General features: G+C 71.8%; 15 protein-coding genes and 1 pseudogene. 9 read left to right on the forward strand and 7 right to left on the reverse strand.

What is annotated here, in order from left to right:
• Positions 1-56: 56 nt before the first annotated feature.
• On the forward strand, positions 57-824 hold the full coding sequence (locus M6B22_RS14330) for a DUF3027 domain-containing protein (protein WP_407935707.1): 768 nt from the start codon (positions 57-59) through the stop codon (positions 822-824).
• On the opposite strand, the gene M6B22_RS14335 is transcribed toward M6B22_RS14330, so the two are convergent.
• On the reverse strand, positions 821-1,078 hold the full coding sequence (locus M6B22_RS14335) for a DUF2530 domain-containing protein (protein WP_269442240.1): 258 nt from the start codon (positions 1,076-1,078) through the stop codon (positions 821-823). The two genes, M6B22_RS14330 and M6B22_RS14335, sit on opposite strands and share 4 nt — an antisense overlap.
• Before the next feature lie 20 nt (positions 1,079-1,098).
• Here M6B22_RS14335 and M6B22_RS14340 point away from each other — a divergent pair, with 20 nt between their 5' ends.
• From M6B22_RS14340 to M6B22_RS22235, 8 genes and pseudogenes are all read left to right on the forward strand, one after another.
• Positions 1,099-2,583: an NCS2 family permease gene (locus M6B22_RS14340; RefSeq protein ID WP_269442241.1), complete on the forward strand. Its 1,485-nt coding sequence runs from the start codon at positions 1,099-1,101 to the stop codon at positions 2,581-2,583.
• 7 nt (positions 2,584-2,590) lie between these two features.
• The gene (locus tag M6B22_RS14345) at positions 2,591-4,594 is read left to right on the forward strand and encodes a chorismate-binding protein (protein ID WP_269442242.1); all 2,004 of its coding nucleotides are present in this window, start codon (positions 2,591-2,593) and stop codon (positions 4,592-4,594) included.
• A gap of 14 nt (positions 4,595-4,608) precedes the next feature.
• Positions 4,609-5,046 (forward strand): MarR family winged helix-turn-helix transcriptional regulator, encoded by a 438-nt coding sequence (locus M6B22_RS14350; RefSeq protein ID WP_269442243.1) that lies wholly within the window; start codon positions 4,609-4,611, stop codon positions 5,044-5,046.
• Entirely contained in the window at positions 5,043-6,344 is a 1,302-nt protein-coding gene (locus tag M6B22_RS14355; protein WP_269442244.1) for an MFS transporter, read from the forward strand. Before M6B22_RS14350 ends, M6B22_RS14355 begins: the two co-directional genes overlap by 4 nt.
• Before the next feature lie 14 nt (positions 6,345-6,358).
• A complete protein-coding gene (locus M6B22_RS14360) occupies positions 6,359-7,138 on the forward strand; it encodes a TrmH family RNA methyltransferase (protein WP_269442245.1) in 780 nt (259 codons plus the stop codon).
• Positions 7,139-7,226: 88 nt separating this feature from the next.
• Entirely contained in the window at positions 7,227-8,552 is a 1,326-nt protein-coding gene (locus tag M6B22_RS14365; protein WP_269442246.1) for a hypothetical protein, read from the forward strand.
• The gene (locus M6B22_RS14370; protein ID WP_269442247.1) at positions 8,549-9,088 is read left to right on the forward strand and encodes a hypothetical protein; all 540 of its coding nucleotides are present in this window, start codon (positions 8,549-8,551) and stop codon (positions 9,086-9,088) included. The genes M6B22_RS14365 and M6B22_RS14370 overlap by 4 nt, the downstream gene beginning before the upstream one ends.
• Positions 9,089-9,926: 838 nt before the next feature.
• Positions 9,927-10,173: pseudogene (locus M6B22_RS22235) on the forward strand (hypothetical protein); the annotation flags it as partial.
• A gap of 15 nt (positions 10,174-10,188) precedes the next feature.
• On the opposite strand, the gene M6B22_RS14375 reads toward M6B22_RS22235, so the two are convergent.
• From M6B22_RS14375 to M6B22_RS14400, 6 genes are all read right to left on the reverse strand, one after another.
• Positions 10,189-12,060: an ABC transporter ATP-binding protein gene (locus M6B22_RS14375; protein ID WP_269442248.1), complete on the reverse strand. Its 1,872-nt coding sequence runs from the start codon at positions 12,058-12,060 to the stop codon at positions 10,189-10,191.
• Positions 12,057-13,727, reverse strand: coding sequence for an ABC transporter ATP-binding protein (locus tag M6B22_RS14380; RefSeq protein WP_456237620.1), 1,671 nt, complete (start codon positions 13,725-13,727; stop codon positions 12,057-12,059). The genes M6B22_RS14375 and M6B22_RS14380 overlap by 4 nt, the downstream gene beginning before the upstream one ends.
• Positions 13,728-13,906: 179 nt before the next feature.
• Positions 13,907-14,965, reverse strand: a complete 1,059-nt coding sequence (sepH, locus tag M6B22_RS14385) for a septation protein SepH (protein ID WP_269442250.1) — start codon at positions 14,963-14,965, stop codon at positions 13,907-13,909.
• Positions 14,966-15,013: 48 nt separating this feature from the next.
• Positions 15,014-16,132: a phosphoserine transaminase gene (gene serC, locus M6B22_RS14390; protein WP_407935708.1), complete on the reverse strand. Its 1,119-nt coding sequence runs from the start codon at positions 16,130-16,132 to the stop codon at positions 15,014-15,016.
• Between the two features lie 58 nt (positions 16,133-16,190).
• Positions 16,191-16,532 carry an MmcQ/YjbR family DNA-binding protein gene (locus tag M6B22_RS14395; RefSeq protein ID WP_269442252.1) on the reverse strand — a complete coding sequence of 114 codons (342 nt, stop codon included), beginning with the start codon at positions 16,530-16,532 and terminating at the stop codon, positions 16,191-16,193.
• A 32-nt stretch (positions 16,533-16,564) separates the two neighbouring features.
• Positions 16,565-17,863, reverse strand: a complete 1,299-nt coding sequence (locus M6B22_RS14400; RefSeq protein WP_269442253.1) for a D-arabinono-1,4-lactone oxidase — start codon at positions 17,861-17,863, stop codon at positions 16,565-16,567.
• Positions 17,864-17,908: the final 45 nt, after the last annotated feature.

Genomic DNA, 17,908 nt, shown 5'->3' on the forward strand with positions numbered 1-17,908 from the left:
CCGGTGCGACCTGCCGGAGGTGTTTGCCGGGCCTGGGTGCGCGGCAACCGGCGCTGATCAGCCACAATGGTCCGGTGACTTCGAGCCAGCTGGGTTCTGCGCCCGCCGATGCCGTCCTCGCCGCAGCGGTCGAGCTCGCCCGCGAGGCGGCCCTGGCGGTCGGCGCCGGCACCGTGGGCGAGTACCTCGGCGCCTACGGCGAGGGCGATCGGCTGCTCACGCACACCTTCGCGACCACCCAGCCCGGCTACGCGGGCTGGCACTGGGCGGTGACCCTGGCGCGCGCCCCGCGTGCCAAGGTGCCGACCGTCGACGAGATCGTCCTGCTGCCCGGCGACAGCGCGCTGCTCGCGCCGCAGTGGGTGCCCTGGCACGAGCGGCTGCAGGCCGGTGACCTCGGCCCCGGCGACCTGCTGCCCGGCACGCCGGACGACCCGCGGCTGGTGCCGGGCTACGTGCAGTCCGACGACCCGGCGGTCGAGGAGGTCGCGTTCGAACTGGGCATCGGTCGCGAGCGGGTGATGTCGCGCGAGGGCCGGCTGGACGCGGCCGAGCGCTGGCACGACGGGGACTTCGGCCCGGACAGCTCGATGGCGCGGCAGGCGCCGGCGCACTGCGGCACGTGCGGGTTCCTGTTGCCGCTGGCCGGTTCGCTGCGCGCGGGCTTCGGCGTCTGCGGCAACGAGATCACCCCGGCCGACGGCCACGTGGTGAGCGTCGAGTACGGCTGCGGCGCCCACTCGCAGGCTCAGGTGAGCATCCCGCCGCTGTCCGAGCGCAGCGGTGCCCTCTACGACGACGGCGACGAGCTGAGCCCGGGCTAGAGGGTGCGTCCCTCGCGGCGGTGCTTGGCCATCAGCAGGTAGCCGAGCAGTCCCAGCACGCCGCCCGCCAGGCACGTCCAGAGCCAGACCCGGTGATCGTGGCGACCCAGCCAGGACCAGAACGGCAGCAGCACCACGAAACCCAGGAACCACAGTGCGGTGCCGGCCAGCACGACCTTGCGGGCGTCCAGACGCACCGCCGGTGGCCGGGCCAGACCCCTTCCGGGGGGACCCGGCGTCGAGGGTGTGCCCACGATGGTGCAGGCTACCGCGCGTGACCCGCGCGACGAACACGCAAGCGCCCCCGGTGGCGCACCGTACCGGCCTCGACCGCTTCTTCTCGATCAGCGAACGCGGCTCGACCGTCAGCCGTGAGGTACGCGGCGGCCTGGTGACCTTCGTGACGATGGTGTACATCGTCGTGCTGAACCCGCTGATCATCGGCACCGTCCCGGACAAGGGCGGCCACTATCTCGGCGGCGGCAGCGGGCCGGACATCGCCGCCGTCGCGGCGGTGACCGCGCTGGTCGCGGCGGTCATGACGCTGCTGATGGCGTTCCTCGGCCGGTACCCGTTCGCGATCGCCACCGGCCTCGGCCTCAACGCGTTCGTCGCGTTCCAGGTGGCCAACGTGATGTCGTGGCCGGCCGCGATGGGCATGGTCGTGATCGAGGGCCTGCTGATCACCGTCCTGGTGCTGACCGGGTTCCGCACCGCCGTGTTCTACGCGATCCCGCAGCAGCTCAAGAGCGCGATCGCCGTCGGCATCGGGCTGTTCATCGCGCTCATCGGCTTCGTCGACGCCGGCTTCGTGCGCCCCGGCGCAGGTACGCCCGTCGACATCGGCGTGGGCGGGCACCTGCGCGGCTGGCCGACGCTGGTGTTCGTCGTCGGCGTGCTGCTGATCGCGGTGCTGATGGTGCGCAAGGTCAAGGGCGCGATCCTGATCGGCATCGTCGTGTCGACCGTGCTCGCGGCGATCATCGAGCAGATCGCCAAGATCGGTCCGCAGACCGACGCGACCGGCAAGCTGGTCAACCCCACCGGCTGGGCGCTCAACGTGCCCAGCTTCGACGGCAAGCACTTCGGCGCCCCCGACCTGAGTCTGGTCGGGCACTTCTCGCTCGGCGGCGGGTTCAGCGCCGTGGGCATCGTGTCCGGCATCGTCATCGTGTTCTCGCTGGTGCTCTCGGACTTCTTCGACGTCATGGGCACGACGGTCGGGCTGACCGCCGAGGCCGGGTTGCTCGACAAGGAGGGCAACGTCCCGAACATCGGCCCTGTGTTGCTGGTCGACGGCCTCGCCGCGGTCGCCGGTGGCGCGGCGAGCGCGTCGTCGGCGACCACCTACGTCGAGTCGGCGTCGGGCATCGGCGACGGCGCGCGCACCGGGCTGGCCAGCATCGTCACCGGCCTGCTGTTCGCCGTGACGATCTTCCTGTCCCCGCTGGCGCAGTTCGTGCCGTCCGAGGCGGCCGCGCCGGCGCTCGTCGTCGTCGGCGTGCTGATGATGGGGCAGATCAGGAACATCGACTTCGGTGACTTCCAGATCGCGCTGCCGGCGTTCCTGACGATCGTGCTGATGCCGTTCACCTACTCGATCACCAACGGCATCGGCGCCGGGTTCGTCAGCTACGTCGTGCTGCAGGTCGCCGTGGGCAAGGCACGCCGGGTGCACCCGCTGATGTGGGCGGTGTCGATCCTGTTCGCGGTGTACTTCGCGATCGAGCCGCTGAAGACGATGTTCGGGATCAACTGAGCCGGACGTGACCGGGTCGGCGGCGCACACCGGTCCGGCCGCCGGGCCCGCGGTGCTGCGCGCGTTGCACTGCCGGGCCACGACCGTGCCGCTCGGGCCCGGGCCGCCACCGGAGGCGGTGCTGCGTGCCGCGTCCGGACTGGACGGAGTCGTGTGCCTGACCGGCGACTGGGCCGGTGGCGCGCTGCTCAGCTGGGACCCGCTGCTCGTGTCGAGTGATCCGGCCGCGCTCGGCTCGGTACCGGCGTCGGCCGACGGCGCGGCCGACCTCGTCGGCGGCGGCTGGTTCGGCTGGCTGCCGTACGACGGGCCGGCGCGGCTCGCCTTTCACGACCACGTGTTGCGGCACCGCGACGGGCAGTGGAGCTTCGAGACGCTCTGGAGCGAGCAGCGTGATGCGGTGCTTCAGGCGCGGCTGGACGAGGCGAGCGCGTTGCTCGGTATGCAGGTTCCGGCACGCGAGCAGGCATTCACGGTCGGGGCGTTCGACGGCGCCGATGCGGGTGTGCACCTGGCCGCGGTCGAGCGCGCGATCGAGCTGATCCGCGCGGGTGAGCTGTACCAGGTCAACGTCTGCACCCGGCTGTCCGCGCCGTTCGGCGGCTCGGCCGCGGCGCTGTTCGCGCGCGGGTCCGCTCAGCTGCGCCCGCGGTACGGCGCGTTCCTGGACGCGGGCGAGTACGCGGTGGCGAGCCTGAGCCCGGAGTTGTTCCTGCGGCGCCGCGGGCGCGACGTGTGCACGGCGCCGATCAAGGGCACCTGGCCGGGGACGTCCGGCGACGGCGCCGCCCGGTTGCGCGCGTCGACCAAGGACGCCGCCGAGAACGTCATGATCGTCGACCTGATGCGCAACGACCTGGGCCGGGTCTGCGAGACCGGGTCGGTGCGTCCGCTCTCGTTGCTGCAGGTGCAGGCGCATCCAGGGCTGTGGCACCTGGTGTCCACCGTCGCCGGACGGTTGCGTGCGGGCGTGGACGACGCGGACCTGCTGCGCGCCACGTTCCCGCCCGGTTCGGTGACCGGTGCGCCCAAGGCGGCGGCGGTGCGGGCGATCGGGACGCTCGAGGGCGGCCGGCGGGGCGCGTACACCGGCGCGATCGGCTTCACCAGCCCGTCGTGGGGCGCGCAGTTCAGCGTCGCGATCCGCACCTTCGAGAGTGCCGGCGGCCGGATCGAAATCGGTGTCGGTGGCGGGGTGACGGCCGACAGCGTGCCGATGCTGGAGTGGCGCGAGTGCCTGCACAAGGCGGCGCCGCTGCTGGGCGCGCTGGGCGCCACGCTGCGAGACGGCGTGGCGAGCCCGTCCTGCGCGCCCACCGCAGCACAACTGGCCGGTGGCGTGTTCGAGACCGTGCTCGCGATCGACGGTGCCGTGCTGCGGCTCGCCGATCATCTGGGCCGGCTGGAGCGGTCCTGCCGCGAGCTGTTCGGGGCCGGGCTGCCGCCCGGGGTGCCCGAGCGGGTTCGTTCGGCGGCGGCGGCGCGCCGAGGGCGGACGGCGGTGCGGGTGCACGTCTCCCCCGAACTGGCGGTCACCGTGACCGCCGCGCCCGCGGCTGAGCGGCCACCCGCGTCGGACGTACACACCGTCCCTGACCGGACCGGGTTGTGGCGGCACAAGTGGGCCGATCGGACTCACCTGGCCGCCCACGAGTCGCGCGGCGTGCCGCTGTTCCTCGCGCCCGACGGCACCGTGCTGGAGACGAGCCGCGGCAACGTGTTCCTGCTGGCCGGCGACGGAACGCTGGTGACGCCGCCGCTACGGGACGACCTGCTGCCGGGTGTGACCCGCCGGGCGCTGCTGGACGCCGCGCGCGATCAGGGGATCGCGACCGCGCTGCGACCGTTCGGGATTGACGAGCTGTTCGGCTGCGCCGCGTTCTGGACCAGCAGCCTGAGCCTGGCCGTGCCGCTCGCGTCCGTGGACCGGACGCCCCTTCCCCGGCGGGACAAGGAGATCGCCGTCCTGGCACGGGCGCTGTTACCGAGTGGCGATCCACCCGTTCGTTAGCTACACTAACTACCGTGACTTCAGTGGCGCGCGGGACGATCGCGGAACTGGCCGCGCAACTTCGTCCCTCGCTGCTGCGGCTGACGCGAATCATTCGCAACCAGCGCGTGGACATGTCCGTCAGCCTCACCCAGCTCTCCGCGATGGGCACGCTCAGCAAACGCGGCCCGATGAGCGCCGGCGAGCTGGCTGCGTGCGAGAAGGTGCAGCCGCCGTCGATGACGAAGGTGCTGGCCTCGCTCGAGGCCCGCGGGCTGGTGCAGCGGGCGACGCACCCCACCGACCGGCGTCAGGTGATCCTCGCGATCACGCCCGCGGGTGAGGAGCTGCTCGCGTCCGAGCGCCGCTCGCGCGATGCCTTCTTGTCCCAGCGCGTCGCCCGGTTGACGCCCGACGAGCGTGATCTGCTGCGCGAGGTCATTCCCGTGCTCGACAAGCTGGCCGAGAAGTGACCTCTGTCGCCGCCCGTCCTCCCGCATCTACCGCACCGTCCGCTCCGCACGGCGAGGGCATGTTCCGTTCGCTGCGGGTGCGCAACTACCGGCTGTACGCGTCCGGCCAGCTGATCTCGCTCACCGGCACCTGGATGCAGCGGGTCGCGCAGGACTGGCTCGTCCTCGAACTGACCAACTCAGGCACCGCGCTCGGCGTCGTCACCGCGCTCCAGTTCGGGCCTGCTCTCTTGTTCGGCCTATGGGGCGGCGTCATCGCCGATCGAGGCGACAAGCGCAAGATCCTCTTCGCCACGCAGGGTGCCCTCGCCCTCGTGGCGTTGCTGCTCGGCGTGCTCGACGTGGCCGGTGTCGTGCAGTACTGGCACGTGCTGGTGCTCGCGATGCTGCTCGGGTTCGTGTCGGCGGTCGACACGCCCGTCCGCCAGTCGTTCGTCGTCGAGATGGTCGGCCGCAAGGATCTGGCGAACGCGGTCGCGATCAACTCCACGATCTTCAACGCGGCACGGATCATGGGGCCTGCCATCGCCGGCGGCATGATCGCGGCGGTCGGCACCGGCTGGGCGTTCCTGGCGAACGCGCTGTCCAGTGCGGCCGTGCTCTGCGGCCTGTGGATGATGCGGCCCGCGGAGCTGTACCCGGCACCGCTCGTGCGACGGGCGCGCGGCCAGCTGCGCGAAGGCATTCGCTACGTGCGTCGCCGGGCCGACCTGATGCTGACGATGGTGCTCGTGTTCGTCATTGGCACGTTCGGACTGAACTTCCAGATCACCACGGCGCTGATGGCCAAGCAGGTGTTCCACCGTGGCGCCAGCGGGTACGGGTTGCTGTCCACGTCGCTCGCCGTGGGCGCGTGCGTGGGGGCGGTGCTGGCGACGCGTCGTTCGGCGCGGCCGACGCAGCTGTTCCTGGTGGCGACCGCGATCGCGTTCAGCATGTTCGAGATCGCCTCCGGCGTGATGCCCGGCTACGACCTGACCGCGCTGCTGCTCGTGCCCACCGGGCTGGCCATGCTGACGCTGACCACGGCCGCCAACTCGTCCGTGCAGTTGGGCGTCGAGCCGACCATGCGCGGCCGGGTGATGGCGCTGTACCTGGTCTGCTTCATGGGCGGCACGCCGTTCGGGGCACCGATCGTGGGCTGGCTGGCCGGCGTCGCCGGACCGCGCTGGGGCCTGGTCGGGGGCGGGCTGATCTGCCTGGTCACCACGCTCGCCATCGCCGCAATCATCGGGCAGCGGCGCGGGCTGACCCCGTCGTACCTGGCGCAGCGCGCGTCCCGGGTCGCGCACGCCTGAGCGACAATGACCGGGTGCAGCTGATCGAGGTCGACGATCCGGCCGACCCGCGGCTGGACGATTTCCGCGCGCTGACTGACGCCGACGTGCGCGCCGACCGGCGGGGCATCGTCATCGCCGAGGGCGTCAACGTGGTGGAGCGGCTGGCGCGCTCGCCGTACCGCACCCGTGCCGTCTTCGGGGTGCGGTCCCGGATCGAGGCGTTGACCCCGGTGCTGGCCGACCTCGACGTCCCGGTGTTCGTCGCGGACAAGTGGCTGCTCTCGGACGTCGTCGGCTTCCGGGTCACGCGCGGCGTCCTCGCCTCCGCCGACCGCCCGCCCCCACCGAGCATTGCTGCTCTGCTCGGTAGGGCCGAGCGGGTGGCGGTGCTGGAGGGGCTGAACGACTTCGAGAACCTCGGCGCGCTCTTCCGAAACGCCGCCGCGTTCGGGGTCGACGCCGTGCTGCTGGACGCCCGCTGCGCCGATCCGCTGTACCGGCGCAGCGTCCGCGTCTCGATGGGCCACGTGCTGCGGGTCCCGTTCGCGGTGCTGCCCGAACCGTGGCCCGGCTCGCTCGACCTGCTGCGGGGTTTTCGGCTGTTCGCGCTGACGCCGCGTGCGGGCGCGGTGCCGCTGCGCTCGGTCGCCACCGAGGGCCGGTGGGCGGTGCTGCTCGGCGCCGAAGGCCCGGGGCTCAGCGACGCCGCGCTCGACCGGGCCGACGTCCAAGTCCGGATCCCGATGGCCGACGGCGTCGACTCGCTCAACGTCGCGACTGCGGCAGCGGTGGCCTTCGCACAGCTCTGCTGACGCCGGTTGTCCACAGCCGGCTGCCGGTGTGTCGTCGGCTGCCCTAGTCTGCCGTTGGCGGATTTGCCCGATTTTCCTTGGGGGTGACGTGAGCGCGGCGCTGCAGGTGGATCCGGGCGTGTACGGCGCCGCCAGCTCCACCCTCGGCGTGCTCGCGGCCGGGTCGGCACGCTCGGCCGGCGGCGGCGTGGTCGAGCTGCTCGCCGGGCAGTGCGGGATGGCCGGGTCGGATCCGGCCGGCGCCAGGTGGGCCGCGTCGTACGACGACGCCGCTGCCGAGGCCGTGCGCGGCACGCAGGACGCGATCAACGCCTGCTGCCGCCTCGCTGAGCTGCTCGAGCAGACCGGGTTCAACTACGCGAGTGCCGACTCGGCGTCCGGCGGTGGGCCGCCGCCCGTCGATCGCACCGACTACGCCGCGCAGCAGGTGCGGTTGGCCGATCTTCCGGGCGCGGCCGGGGCGAGTGGCGTGGGGCCTCCCGCGGCGTGGTCGCTGATCGAGTCCGTCGTCGGGCGGGTGTGGCCGAACGGGCACCAGGACCGGCTGCGCTCGGCGGCGGCCGGGTGGCACGACTCGGCCTGCCTGCTGTACGACGCCGGGCACTTCGTCGCCGATGCCGTTGCGCAGCTGGCGATGCACTGCGCTCCCGAAACCGACGCGGCGATCGACGCCTGCAACCTGGTCCGCGACTGCTTCGACACGCTCGCGGACTCGCACAAGGCGCTCGGCCAGGCGTGTGCCGATTACGCGGATGCGATCGACCGTGCGCACAGCGAGGCCGAGCACGAGCTGGTCAGCCTCGTCGAGTGGACGGCGGGGATCGAGATCGCCGGCGCGGTCACCGCGATCATCACCTTCGGTGGTAGCGAGGTGGTGTCCCAGGCGGCGGTAGCCGCGCGGGTGGCGGCGACGGCCGCGCGGGTCGCCGCGGTCATCGACCGGTTGGTGGCGCTCGCCGCCGACGCGGCCGAGGTGATCGCGATGGTCGCGGTGCGCGCCGGACGGGTTGCCGACTCGCTGCGTCCACTGCTGCAGGCGCGCCGGGTCGTGGCGGTGATGACGGAGGTCGAGCGGGCACGCGCTGCCAGGGCGGTCTACGCCGCGGAGCTCGATCGGGTGGCCGTGGCCGCCTCGGTCGACCTGTCGCGGGTTCCGCTCGCGGCTCGCGAGGAGGTGCTCGGCGCGCTCGAGCGGGCTCGTGCCGGCAAGGTCCGCTTCACCGGCCACGACGGCAAGGCGTTCGACAACGTGCCGCCGCTTCTACCTGGCGGGTCCGTCTATCACGAATGGACTGCCGCAGCCGCAGGTGCTCCGCGCGGTCCCTACCGCGTCATCCTCGCTGACCAGAATCCGACGGCGATCTACTTTTGGAATCACGTCGATCCGCCAATTCTGATAGGTCCGCTGCCATGAAGCCTGCAACCTCATTTGCCATCCATCTCGTCGTGGATGCATGTGCCAGCGAGCCGGCACTTGAGAGTGTGAGGCTGAGGGGCGGCGCGGTGCTCGAACTGGATGTCGCGAAAGTCGAAGACCTCGATGCGTTGGAGAGGGCCCTGATCCGCACGTTTCACATCCCGTACCCGAGTCGCGGCTTCCAATCGCTCATCGACTATGGATCATCATTGGGGGAGTGGATGGACTCGACGCGAGGTTTCATGCTCTTCGTGACCGGGATTGACGGCTGTCCCGAGCCGGTCGCGCGCCAACTGGTCGCGATCCTCCCGTTCATGATCGATCGGTGGCGATCGATCGGCATCGCCTATGACACGCAGATCGTGGCTACGACGAGCCGGTCCGCGCTCCTCGATGAACTGCGAAGCTCAAACAGCAGGCTGAAGGCATTCGGGGAGTTGCCTGATCGCGTCGTCGAGTCCGGGCCGGTGCCGGTGTATGTGGACGGCGTGCTGGACGAGGCGGCGTCCGCCGGTGTGCGCCCGCCGTCCTAGCCTCGCTTCCCCCACCTACTGACCAGATTCTGTCCGGTTCCCCCATGGTGTGACGAAAACGAGGCGGGTGAATTCGTCAGCCGGTGGGGGAAGCCGGGCGGGGCGGGCAAAGAAGGCCGGGGCGGCGGCGAAGATGGGCGCAACGGCGTTCCAGTAGCCGCGCTTCGCCACCCCCGGTCGCGCTTTCCCCCACCCCAGCTGTGCGTCCCCACCCCAACTGTGCTTCTCCACCCCCGGCCGCGCTTCCCCCACGTCCTGACGAAATTCCTGCGGCTTCACCCATGGTGTGACGAGATCCGGGGCCTGGATTTCGTAAGCCGGTGGGGGGAGAGGCCGGGATCAGTGGCTGGCGGCTCGGACGGCGATCCCGGCCAGCGCGGCGACCGTCCAGGTCAGGGCCGCGGCGATCGGGCGGAACGGCCGGCGGAGCTTGCCGGCGGACGTGTAGGTGACGGACATGTTCGCAAAGAGGGCGGGCCCGGCATCGTGATACGCCGCGGCTCGGGTTCAGCCGAGCGCCGTCGGTTTGCGCGAGGCCCAGCGGACGGATGGGACGGAGCAACTGATCACAACCGTCGCGGGCGGAGTCAGCCACTATGGCGCGGCTACGACGACTGCAAGCCGCGGGCGCGACGGCGTCGTGGTGGTGGTTGCACTTCCCCCACCGGCTGACGACATTTCGGCGGCTTCCCCCATGGTGTGCCGAAATCGCGGCGCTTGATCTCGTAAGCCGATGGGGGGAGCCGGGCAGAGGTCGTAAGCGGGTGCGGGAAGACCGGGTCAGAAGGCGGTCCGTGACTGCCTGCCCGGGACCGCCTGACTCGGCGGCGCGCCCTGACCGACCGGACCTGGCCCAACGGCCCTGACCAACCGGACCTGACCGACCGGACCTGACCAACCGGGCCGGGCCCGACGCGGACCGACCGGACCGACCGGACCGACCGGACCGACCGGACCGACCCGACCCGACCGACCGGACCTGACCGACCGGACCGGGCCCGACGGACCGACCGACGCGGACCGGACCGACCGGGCCGACGCCGATCGGACCCGACCCGACTAGCCCGACCAGCCCGACCAGCCCGAACACGACCAGCCGCTCAGACGAGGGAGTCGCGCCAGGACTCGTGCAGGGCAGCGAACTCGCCCGCGCCGGAGGCGATCAGGTCAGCGGGCGTGCCGTCCTCGACCACCCGGCCGTCGGACAGCACGAGCACGCGGTCGGCGATCTCCACGGTCGAGAGCCGGTGCGCGATGATCAGCGCGGTCCGCGAGGCGAGCACGGTGCGCAGCGCCCGCTGCACGGCGCGCTCGGTGGGCACGTCCAGCGAGGAGGTGGCCTCGTCCAGGATCAGCACCGCCGGGTCGGCCAGGAAGGCCCGCGCGAACGCGACCAGCTGCCGCTGACCCGCCGAGAGCCGCCCGCCGCGCTTGCGCACGTCGGTGTCATAGCCGTCCGGGAGCGCGCTGATGAACCCGTGCGCGCCGACCGCCTCGGCCGCGGCCACGATCTCCGCCCGGGACGAACCCACCTTGCCGAACCCGATGTTGTCGGCCACCGACCCGGAGAACAGGAAGCCGTCCTGCGTAATCATCACCGTCGCGCCGCGCAGGTCGGCCTCGGCCAGTTCGCGCAGGTCGATGCCGTCGAGCCGGACCGTTCCCGAGGTCGGGTCGTAGAAGCGTGAGATCAGCTTGGCGATCGTGGTCTTGCCGGCGCCGGTCGCCCCGACGAGCGCGACCGTCTGCCCGCCAGGCACGTCGAGCGTGAGCGAGTGCAGTACCGGACGGTCGGCGCTGTAGCCGAACTCGACCGACTCGAACGCGAGGGCGCCGCGCACCGGGTGCGGCAGCGGTGTCGGCGACGACGGCTCGGGCACTGCCGGCTTCTCCGAAAGCACCGCCGAGATCTTCTCCAGCGCCGCCGTCGCGGACTGCAGCGAGTTGTAGAAGACCGCGACGTCCTCCATCGGGTCGTAGAACTTCCACAGGTACAGCAAGAAGGCGGTCAGCACGCCGAGGTCCAGGCCGCCGGCAGCCACCCGGTACCCACCGACGAGCAGCACCACGACCTGCGCGACGTTCCCGATCAGCGCCGTGCCGGGGATGAACACCGCGTGCAGCTTGAAGGCTGCCTTGTTCGCATCGCGGTAGTCCTCGTTCAGCACCGCGAAGATGCCGTCGTTGCGCTTCTCGCGCCGGAACGCCTGCACCGCGCGGATGCCGTTGAACGTCTCGACGATGTTCACGATCAGCGTCGCGACGCTCTCACGGGTGCGCCGGAACACCACCTGCGCGCGCCCGGAGAACCACCGGTACAGCAGCCACACCGGCAGCAGCGAGCCGAGCGCGATCAGCGCCAGTGGCACGTCCAGGAAGAACAGCAGCACGCTGATCGCCGCGATGTTGAACATCGCGGTCAGCAGCCCGTCCAGGCCGGAGTCGAGCAGTTCGGTCAGGGTGTCGACGTCGGACGTCAGCCGCGAGATCACCCGGCCGGACGTGAACCGCTCGTGGAAGGACACCGACAGCGCCTGCATGTGGTCGAACCCGCGACGGCGCAGGTCGAACAGCACTGCCTGCCCGATCCGTCCGCTGCGGATCACGAACACCGAGCGGAGCCCGCCGGACATGATCGCCGACACCGCGAGCGCGATCGCGACCACGGTCAGCGACGTGTAGTCGCCGCGCTGCGCGTGCGGCAGCGAGGTGTCGATGACGATCCCGATCAGCCACGGCTCGGCCATCGTCGCGACCACCTGAACCAGCACGATCAGCAGCACCCCGACGATCGCCCGCCGGTGCGGACGCACCAGGTCGGCCAGCAGCCGGCGCGCGTCCGCGCGCAGCCGGGGGCGACCGGTCAGGACCAGGTCCTCCTGCTCGCGCGCCGCCTGCTGCGCGTCGGGGGTGAGCCGGCCCTGCCAGTGCGACGGGTCCGAGGGCCGCTCGACCGTGTCGGCATCGGTCATGGGGCCACCTCCAGCTCGGAGGACTGCGACAGTAACTCGCGGTAGGCGGGGACGGTGGCCAGCAACTCGCTGTGCGTACCGACCGCCATGATGCGCCCGTCCTGCAGCAGCGCGACCCGGTCGGCGAGCAGCACGGTGGACGGCCGGTGCGCGACGACCAGTGCGGTGGTGGACGCGAGCACGCGGCGCAGCGCCTCCTCGACCTGCGACTCGGTGTGCACGTCCAGCGCGGACAGCGGGTCGTCGAGCACCAGCACCCGCGGCCGGCCGAGCACGGCCCGGGCCAGCGCCAGCCGTTGCCGCTGGCCGCCGGACAGCGACAGCCCCTGCTCGCCGATGCGGGTGTCCAGCCCGAACGGCAGCTCGTAGACGAAGCCGGCCTGGGCGACGTCGATCGCCTCGGTGACGTCGTCGTCGGAGATGCCTGCCCGACCCAGCGTGAGGTTCTCCCGCACGCTCGCCGAGAAGAGCGTCGCGTCCTCGAACGCCGTGGTGACGGCGTGCCGCAGCTGGTCCAGGCGCAGCTCGCGGATATCGACGCCACCGATCAGGATCCGGCCCTGCGTCACGTCGTACAGCCGCGGGACGAGCGCCGTCATCGTCGTCTTCCCGCTGCCGACAGCGCCGACCAGCGCCATCGTCTCGCCCGCGGCGATGTCCAGGTCGATGCCCCGCAGGATGTCGGTGTCAGAGTCGGCGTAGCGGAACCAGACGTTCTCGAACCGCAGCGTGCTGCCCGTCTCCGCGACGGCCGGCGTCTCGGGATCGACGATGGTGGCCTCGGTGTCGAGCACCTCGAACAGCCGCCGCGCGGCACTCGCGGCCTCCTGCATCAGGGCCAGTAGCCAGCCCAGCGAGACGATCGGCCAGACCAGCCGCAGGTACAGGGTGAGGAAGGCGACCAGCTGGCCGAGGGTCATCGCGTGGTGCGCGACCGCGACCACCCCGCCCCACGCGACGCCGGCCAGGATGAGCTGCGGCAGCCCCTCCAGCACCGCCCAGAACCAGCCCAGGGTGCGCAGCTTGACCAGCTCGGCACCACGCAGCCGCTCGGCGTCCTTGGTGAACGCCTTCAGCATCTGCGGGCGGCGGCCGTAGGACTTGATCACCCGGATGCCGAGCACCGACTCCTCGACGGACGTGGCCAGGTCACCGGTGAGGTCCTGTGCCCGTCGCGCGTCGCGGCTGTAGCGCAGCTCGAAGCGCCGGGTGAACACGGCCAGCGGTGCACCCGAGACCAGGACGAACAGCCCGAGCCACAGGTTGATGTGCACCAGCAGGACCAGCACCACGACGACCGTGGCCGAGTTGGCGATCAGGAAGACGAAGCCGAATCCGATGAACCGGCGGATCGTGGAAAGGTCGGTGGTGAGCCGGGACAGCAGCTGCCCGGACGGCCAGCGGTCGTGGAACGCGACGGGCAGCCGTTGCACGTGCGCGAAGACGTCCCGCCGGATGTCGGTCTCCAGGTTGGTGGCGGCGACTGACATCGCGTAGCGCCGGACGAAGAACAGCACCGCTTCCAGCACGCCGAGCAGCAGCGCCAGCGCGGACAGGGACCAGATCCCGGACGTGTCGTGATGGCGGATCGGGCCGTCGACGACGCGGCCGATCACCAGCGGGACGAGCGCCTGGGCGAGCATCGCGCCGCAGGCACTGGCGATCATGACGATGATCGCGGTGCGGTGCGGCCGGGTCCACCGGCGCAGCCGCAGCAGCGAGGAGAGCGCGTTGTCGTCAGTGGCCCTATCGGCGTCGTCGGCGATCGAGGTCACGTTGACCCACGGTACGTCCCGGCACCGACAGCGGACGAATCGTTTTTCGGGGCGAGCCGATCTTGGACGGGTCAGTCGCGCTTGCGCCGCACCCCGAGCAGGATGTCGTCCCACGACGGGATGCGCGCGCGCTCGGCCCGTTGCTCGTCGGTCTCCTCGACCCGGCCCGCCACGCCCAGGTTCGTCAGCCGGGGCAGCGGCGCCGTCATGCCGTCGCGAGCTGCGCCGCCCTCCGGCTCGTCGACCGGATCGGCCAGCCGCAGCGGCAGTGGCGGTGCCTGCAGCTCGTCCGTCGGCGCATCCTCGGCGCCGGGGACGGGCCGCGCCGACGAGGCGTGCGGCGCGGGCGCCGGCAGTCCGGCCGAAGGAAGGAGTGGTCCGGCGCCACCTGCCCGGCGCGGCTCGTCCGGGTTGGCCGCCTCCTGGTCGAACACCTCGTCCACCGGCGGCAGCGGCCCGGTGTGCGCGTCCGGCCGGGCCGGGAAGGCGACGATGCCGGGGACGAGCGGGGGCGCGGACGTGAGGTTCGCTCGCCCCGGCTCGGCGGTGACGAGCGCGCGGATCGGCTTGTCGCTGAGCAGGTCGGCGGCGGTGTCGTCGGACGGGGTGACGGTGCGGGTGCCGAGGTGGAAGGCCCATTCGGCCTGCCGCTCGGCCTCGCCGCCGACCCAGGTCGCGGTGATCACCCAGTGGCCGTCCTCGTGGCGGCGCGCATCCCAGCTCACCGCGGCGGCGTCGATGCCGTACGCCTCGAACCGCTCGTCCACGGCGTCGCCGAACACGACCGTCTGCCCCTCGGTGGTGCTGCGTCGGGCGCGAGCGCGCCGGGCCTCACCGGCGATCCGGCTGCGCTCCTCGAGAACGGCGCCGGCGAAGCGCAGGATGCGCTCCAGCGACGTCCCGGATTCGACGGCGAGCTCATCGGGCGTCTCACCGGCGCGCACCCGCATCTGGATCTCGCGCGGGCCGATCGACGACGGCTCCTGCGGGGTGACGGCATGCCTGGGCAGGTCGGTACGCAGCGCGTCTCGCAGCGCGGTGTCGATCAGCAGCGAGAACTGCTCCGCGCCGTCGGCGGTCTGCACGATCGCATGGTCCTCGTCCACAGAGACGAATCGCAGCTGTCGCATGACGTGACGATATGCGCGGCGTGCCGCGATCGGCCGGAGCACACGCCGTCAGAGGCGCTCGACGACGTAGTCGATGCACACGGTCAGCGCGCTCACGTCGTCCGGGTCGACCGCCGGGTACATGCCGACGCGCAACTGGTTGCGCCCGAGCGCGCGGTACGGTTCGGTGTCGACGATGCCGTTGGCACGCAGCGTCGCGGCCACCGCGGCGGCGTCGACAGCTGCGGCCAGGTCGATCGTGCCGACGACCGGGCTGCGCAGCTCCAGATCGGCCACGAACGGCGTGGCGTACTCGGACGCCTCGGCCCACGCGTAGAGCCGGCCGGACGAGTCCGCGGTCCGCTTCGCCGCCCAGTCCAGGCCGCCGCTGGAGAGCAGCCACTCGACCTGGTGCGCGAGCAGCCACAGCGAGGCGATGGCCGGGGTGTTGTACGTCTGGTCCTTGGCCGAGTTGCTGATCGCCAGGGTGAGGTCGAGCGACGGCGGTACCCACCGCGTCGCGGTGACCTCGGCCGCCCGCTGCAGGGCCGCCGGGGAGAACAGCGCCAGCCAGAGGCCGCCGTCGGCTGCGAACGCCTTCTGTGGCGCGAAGTAGTAGACATCGGTCTCGGCGACGTCGATGTCGAGACCGCCGGCGGCGGACGTCCCGTCGACGAGGACGAGCGAACCCGGGTCCGCGCCGGCCACCCGGCGGACCGGCAGGGCGACGCCGGTGGAGGTCTCGTTGTGCGGCCAGGCGTAGCTGTCGATGCCGACCTCGGGCTCCGGCAGCGTGGCCGTGCCGTAGTCCGAGCGCCGGACGGCCGGCTCGGCCAGGAACGGCGCACCGGTGGTCACCGCGGCGAACTTGGCGGAGAACTCGCCGCACACCACGTGCTGCGCCCGCTCGCGCACCAACCCGAACGCGGCGGCGTCCCAGAACGCGGTTGCGCCGCCGTTGCCGAGCACCACCTGGTAGCCGTCGGGCAGCGCGAACAGCTCGGCCAGCCCGGCCCGGATACGTCCGACCAGGGCCTTCACCGGCGGCTGCCGGTGGCTGGTCCCCAGCAGGCTGCCGCCGGTCTCGCCGAGCGCCCGGACCACGGAGGCGGGCACCTTGGACGGGCCGGAACCGAATCGGCCGTCGGCGGGCAACAGGTCTGCCGGGATCTGGATCACGTGGCCGATTCTCCCACCCGCGCCAGCAACTTTCCGGCGAGCCCGGCGGTGAGCAGCCCGGCGCCGATCAGGAGCCGAAGTAGGCGGCGGACACCTTCTTCGGCACGCACATCGCCCACGCGTCGGTGAGCAACTCGCGCAGCTCGGTGACGTCGACCGCCTCCAGCCGCAGCCGCACCCAGTTGTACCGCTCGTCCTGCGTGCGCGGCGGCAGGAACTTGTCGGGCTCGCTGGCTACCAGGGCATCGCGTTCGTGCTTCGGAAAGCCGAAGCCGAGCAGGCTCTCGTCCGGTGACAGCGCGGCGAAGACGTAACTGCCGACGCGGAACTTCGCCCGGCCGGACACCTCACGCTCGTAGGCGCGCGGCAGTGCGAGCGCGATTGCGCGAACGTCGTCTGCGGTGGCCACGGCGGCAGGTTATGGCGCGGCACCGACAGCGGTCAGCTGCCGAGCACCTGGGTCAGGTACGCGTTGCCGAACAGGCGCTGCGGATCGAGCTTGTCGCGCAGGGCCGCGAAGTCGTCCAGGTGCGGGTAGGTCTCGCGCAGCGAGTCCGCGTCGCGCCAGTGCAGCTTGCCCCAGTGCGGCCGGCCGTCGACGTCGCGGGCGATCGCCTCGACCGCGCGGAAGTACGCCTCGTGATTGCGCCGGTGGTACTGGTGCACGGCGACGTAGCCGGACTCGCGGCCGTACGCCGTCGAGAGCCAGATGTCGTCGGCCGCCGCGAAGCGCACCTCCACCGGGAAGCCCACCTGTTCGCCGCTGCGGGCCAGGTAGCGCTCGATCTCGGCGAGCACCTGCGGCACCGCCGCGCGTGGCACGGCGTACTCCATCTCGCGGAACACCACGCGCCGCGGCGAGGCGAACACCCGGTAGGACCGGTCGATGTAGTCGCGTGCCGAGAGCGCCCGCGCGGCGATCGCGTTCGCGCGCGGGATGAGTGCAGGGCGCCGCGTGGTGAGCTTGTTGACGGCGTCGAAGAGCGTGTTGGCCAGGAACTCGTCGTCGACGGCGTGCCGGAGCCGGCCGAGCGGACGCAGCCGGGTGTCCGGCAGCACCCGGTTGTTGCGCTTGGTGAGCACCCGCCGGGTGTGTGGGAACCAGTAGAACTCGAAGTGGTCGTTCGCAGCGACGCTCTCGTCCAGGTCGGCGAGGACGACGTCGAGCGGCGCCGGTGCTTCGGCCGCCGCGAGCGCGAAGGCCGGCACGCACTGGAGCGTGACGGTGACGATGACGCCCAGCGCGCCGAGGCCAACGCGGGCGGCGGCGAACAGGTCCGGATCGGATGCGGCGTCGACGTCGCGCAGCGTGCCGTCGGCGAGCACGAGTTGCAGCGCGTGCACCTGGGTGGCCAGCCCGCCGAGCTTGGCGCCGGTGCCGTGCGTTCCGGTCGAGATCGCTCCGGAGATCGACTGCACGTCGACGTCGCCGAGGTTCGGCATCGCCAGGCCGAGGTGCCAGAGCGCCTCGTTCAGCTCGTGCAACCGGGTTCCGGCCAGGACGGTCACCAGGCCGCTCTCGCGGTCGGCGCGCAGCACGCCGCTGAGCCGGTCCAGCCGCAGCTGGGTGTGGTCGGTGGCGCCGATCGCGGTGAACGAGTGTCCGGCGCCGATCGGCTTGATCCGCCGGCCGGCGGCGGACGCGTCGGCGACGGACTGCTGGACCGCCGCGACGTCTGCGGGCGAGACGGCGGTGACCTCGGCGCGGACGGTGCCTGCCCAGTTCGTCCACGTGGCCATGCCGACCATGGTGAACTGGACAGCCGTCCAGGTCAACCCTTGACC

The organism is Jatrophihabitans cynanchi, assembly GCF_027247405.1.
GTDB classification, from domain to species: Bacteria; Actinomycetota; Actinomycetes; order Mycobacteriales; family Jatrophihabitantaceae; genus Jatrophihabitans_B; species Jatrophihabitans_B cynanchi.

What these genes read in the sequence shown, in the direction of transcription:
- M6B22_RS14370 (WP_269442247.1), top strand. Translation starts at nt 8,549, where the DNA reads ATGAAGCCTGCAACCTCATTTGCCATCCATCTCGTCGTGGATGCATGT.
- M6B22_RS14375 (WP_269442248.1), bottom strand. Translation starts at nt 12,060, where the DNA reads ATGACCGATGCCGACACGGTCGAGCGGCCCTCGGACCCGTCGCACTGG.
- M6B22_RS14380 (WP_456237620.1), bottom strand. Translation starts at nt 13,727, where the DNA reads ATGATCGCCAGTGCCTGCGGCGCGATGCTCGCCCAGGCGCTCGTCCCG.
- sepH (WP_269442250.1), bottom strand. Translation starts at nt 14,965, where the DNA reads ATGCGACAGCTGCGATTCGTCTCTGTGGACGAGGACCATGCGATCGTG.
- M6B22_RS14400 (WP_269442253.1), bottom strand. Translation starts at nt 17,863, where the DNA reads ATGGCCACGTGGACGAACTGGGCAGGCACCGTCCGCGCCGAGGTCACC.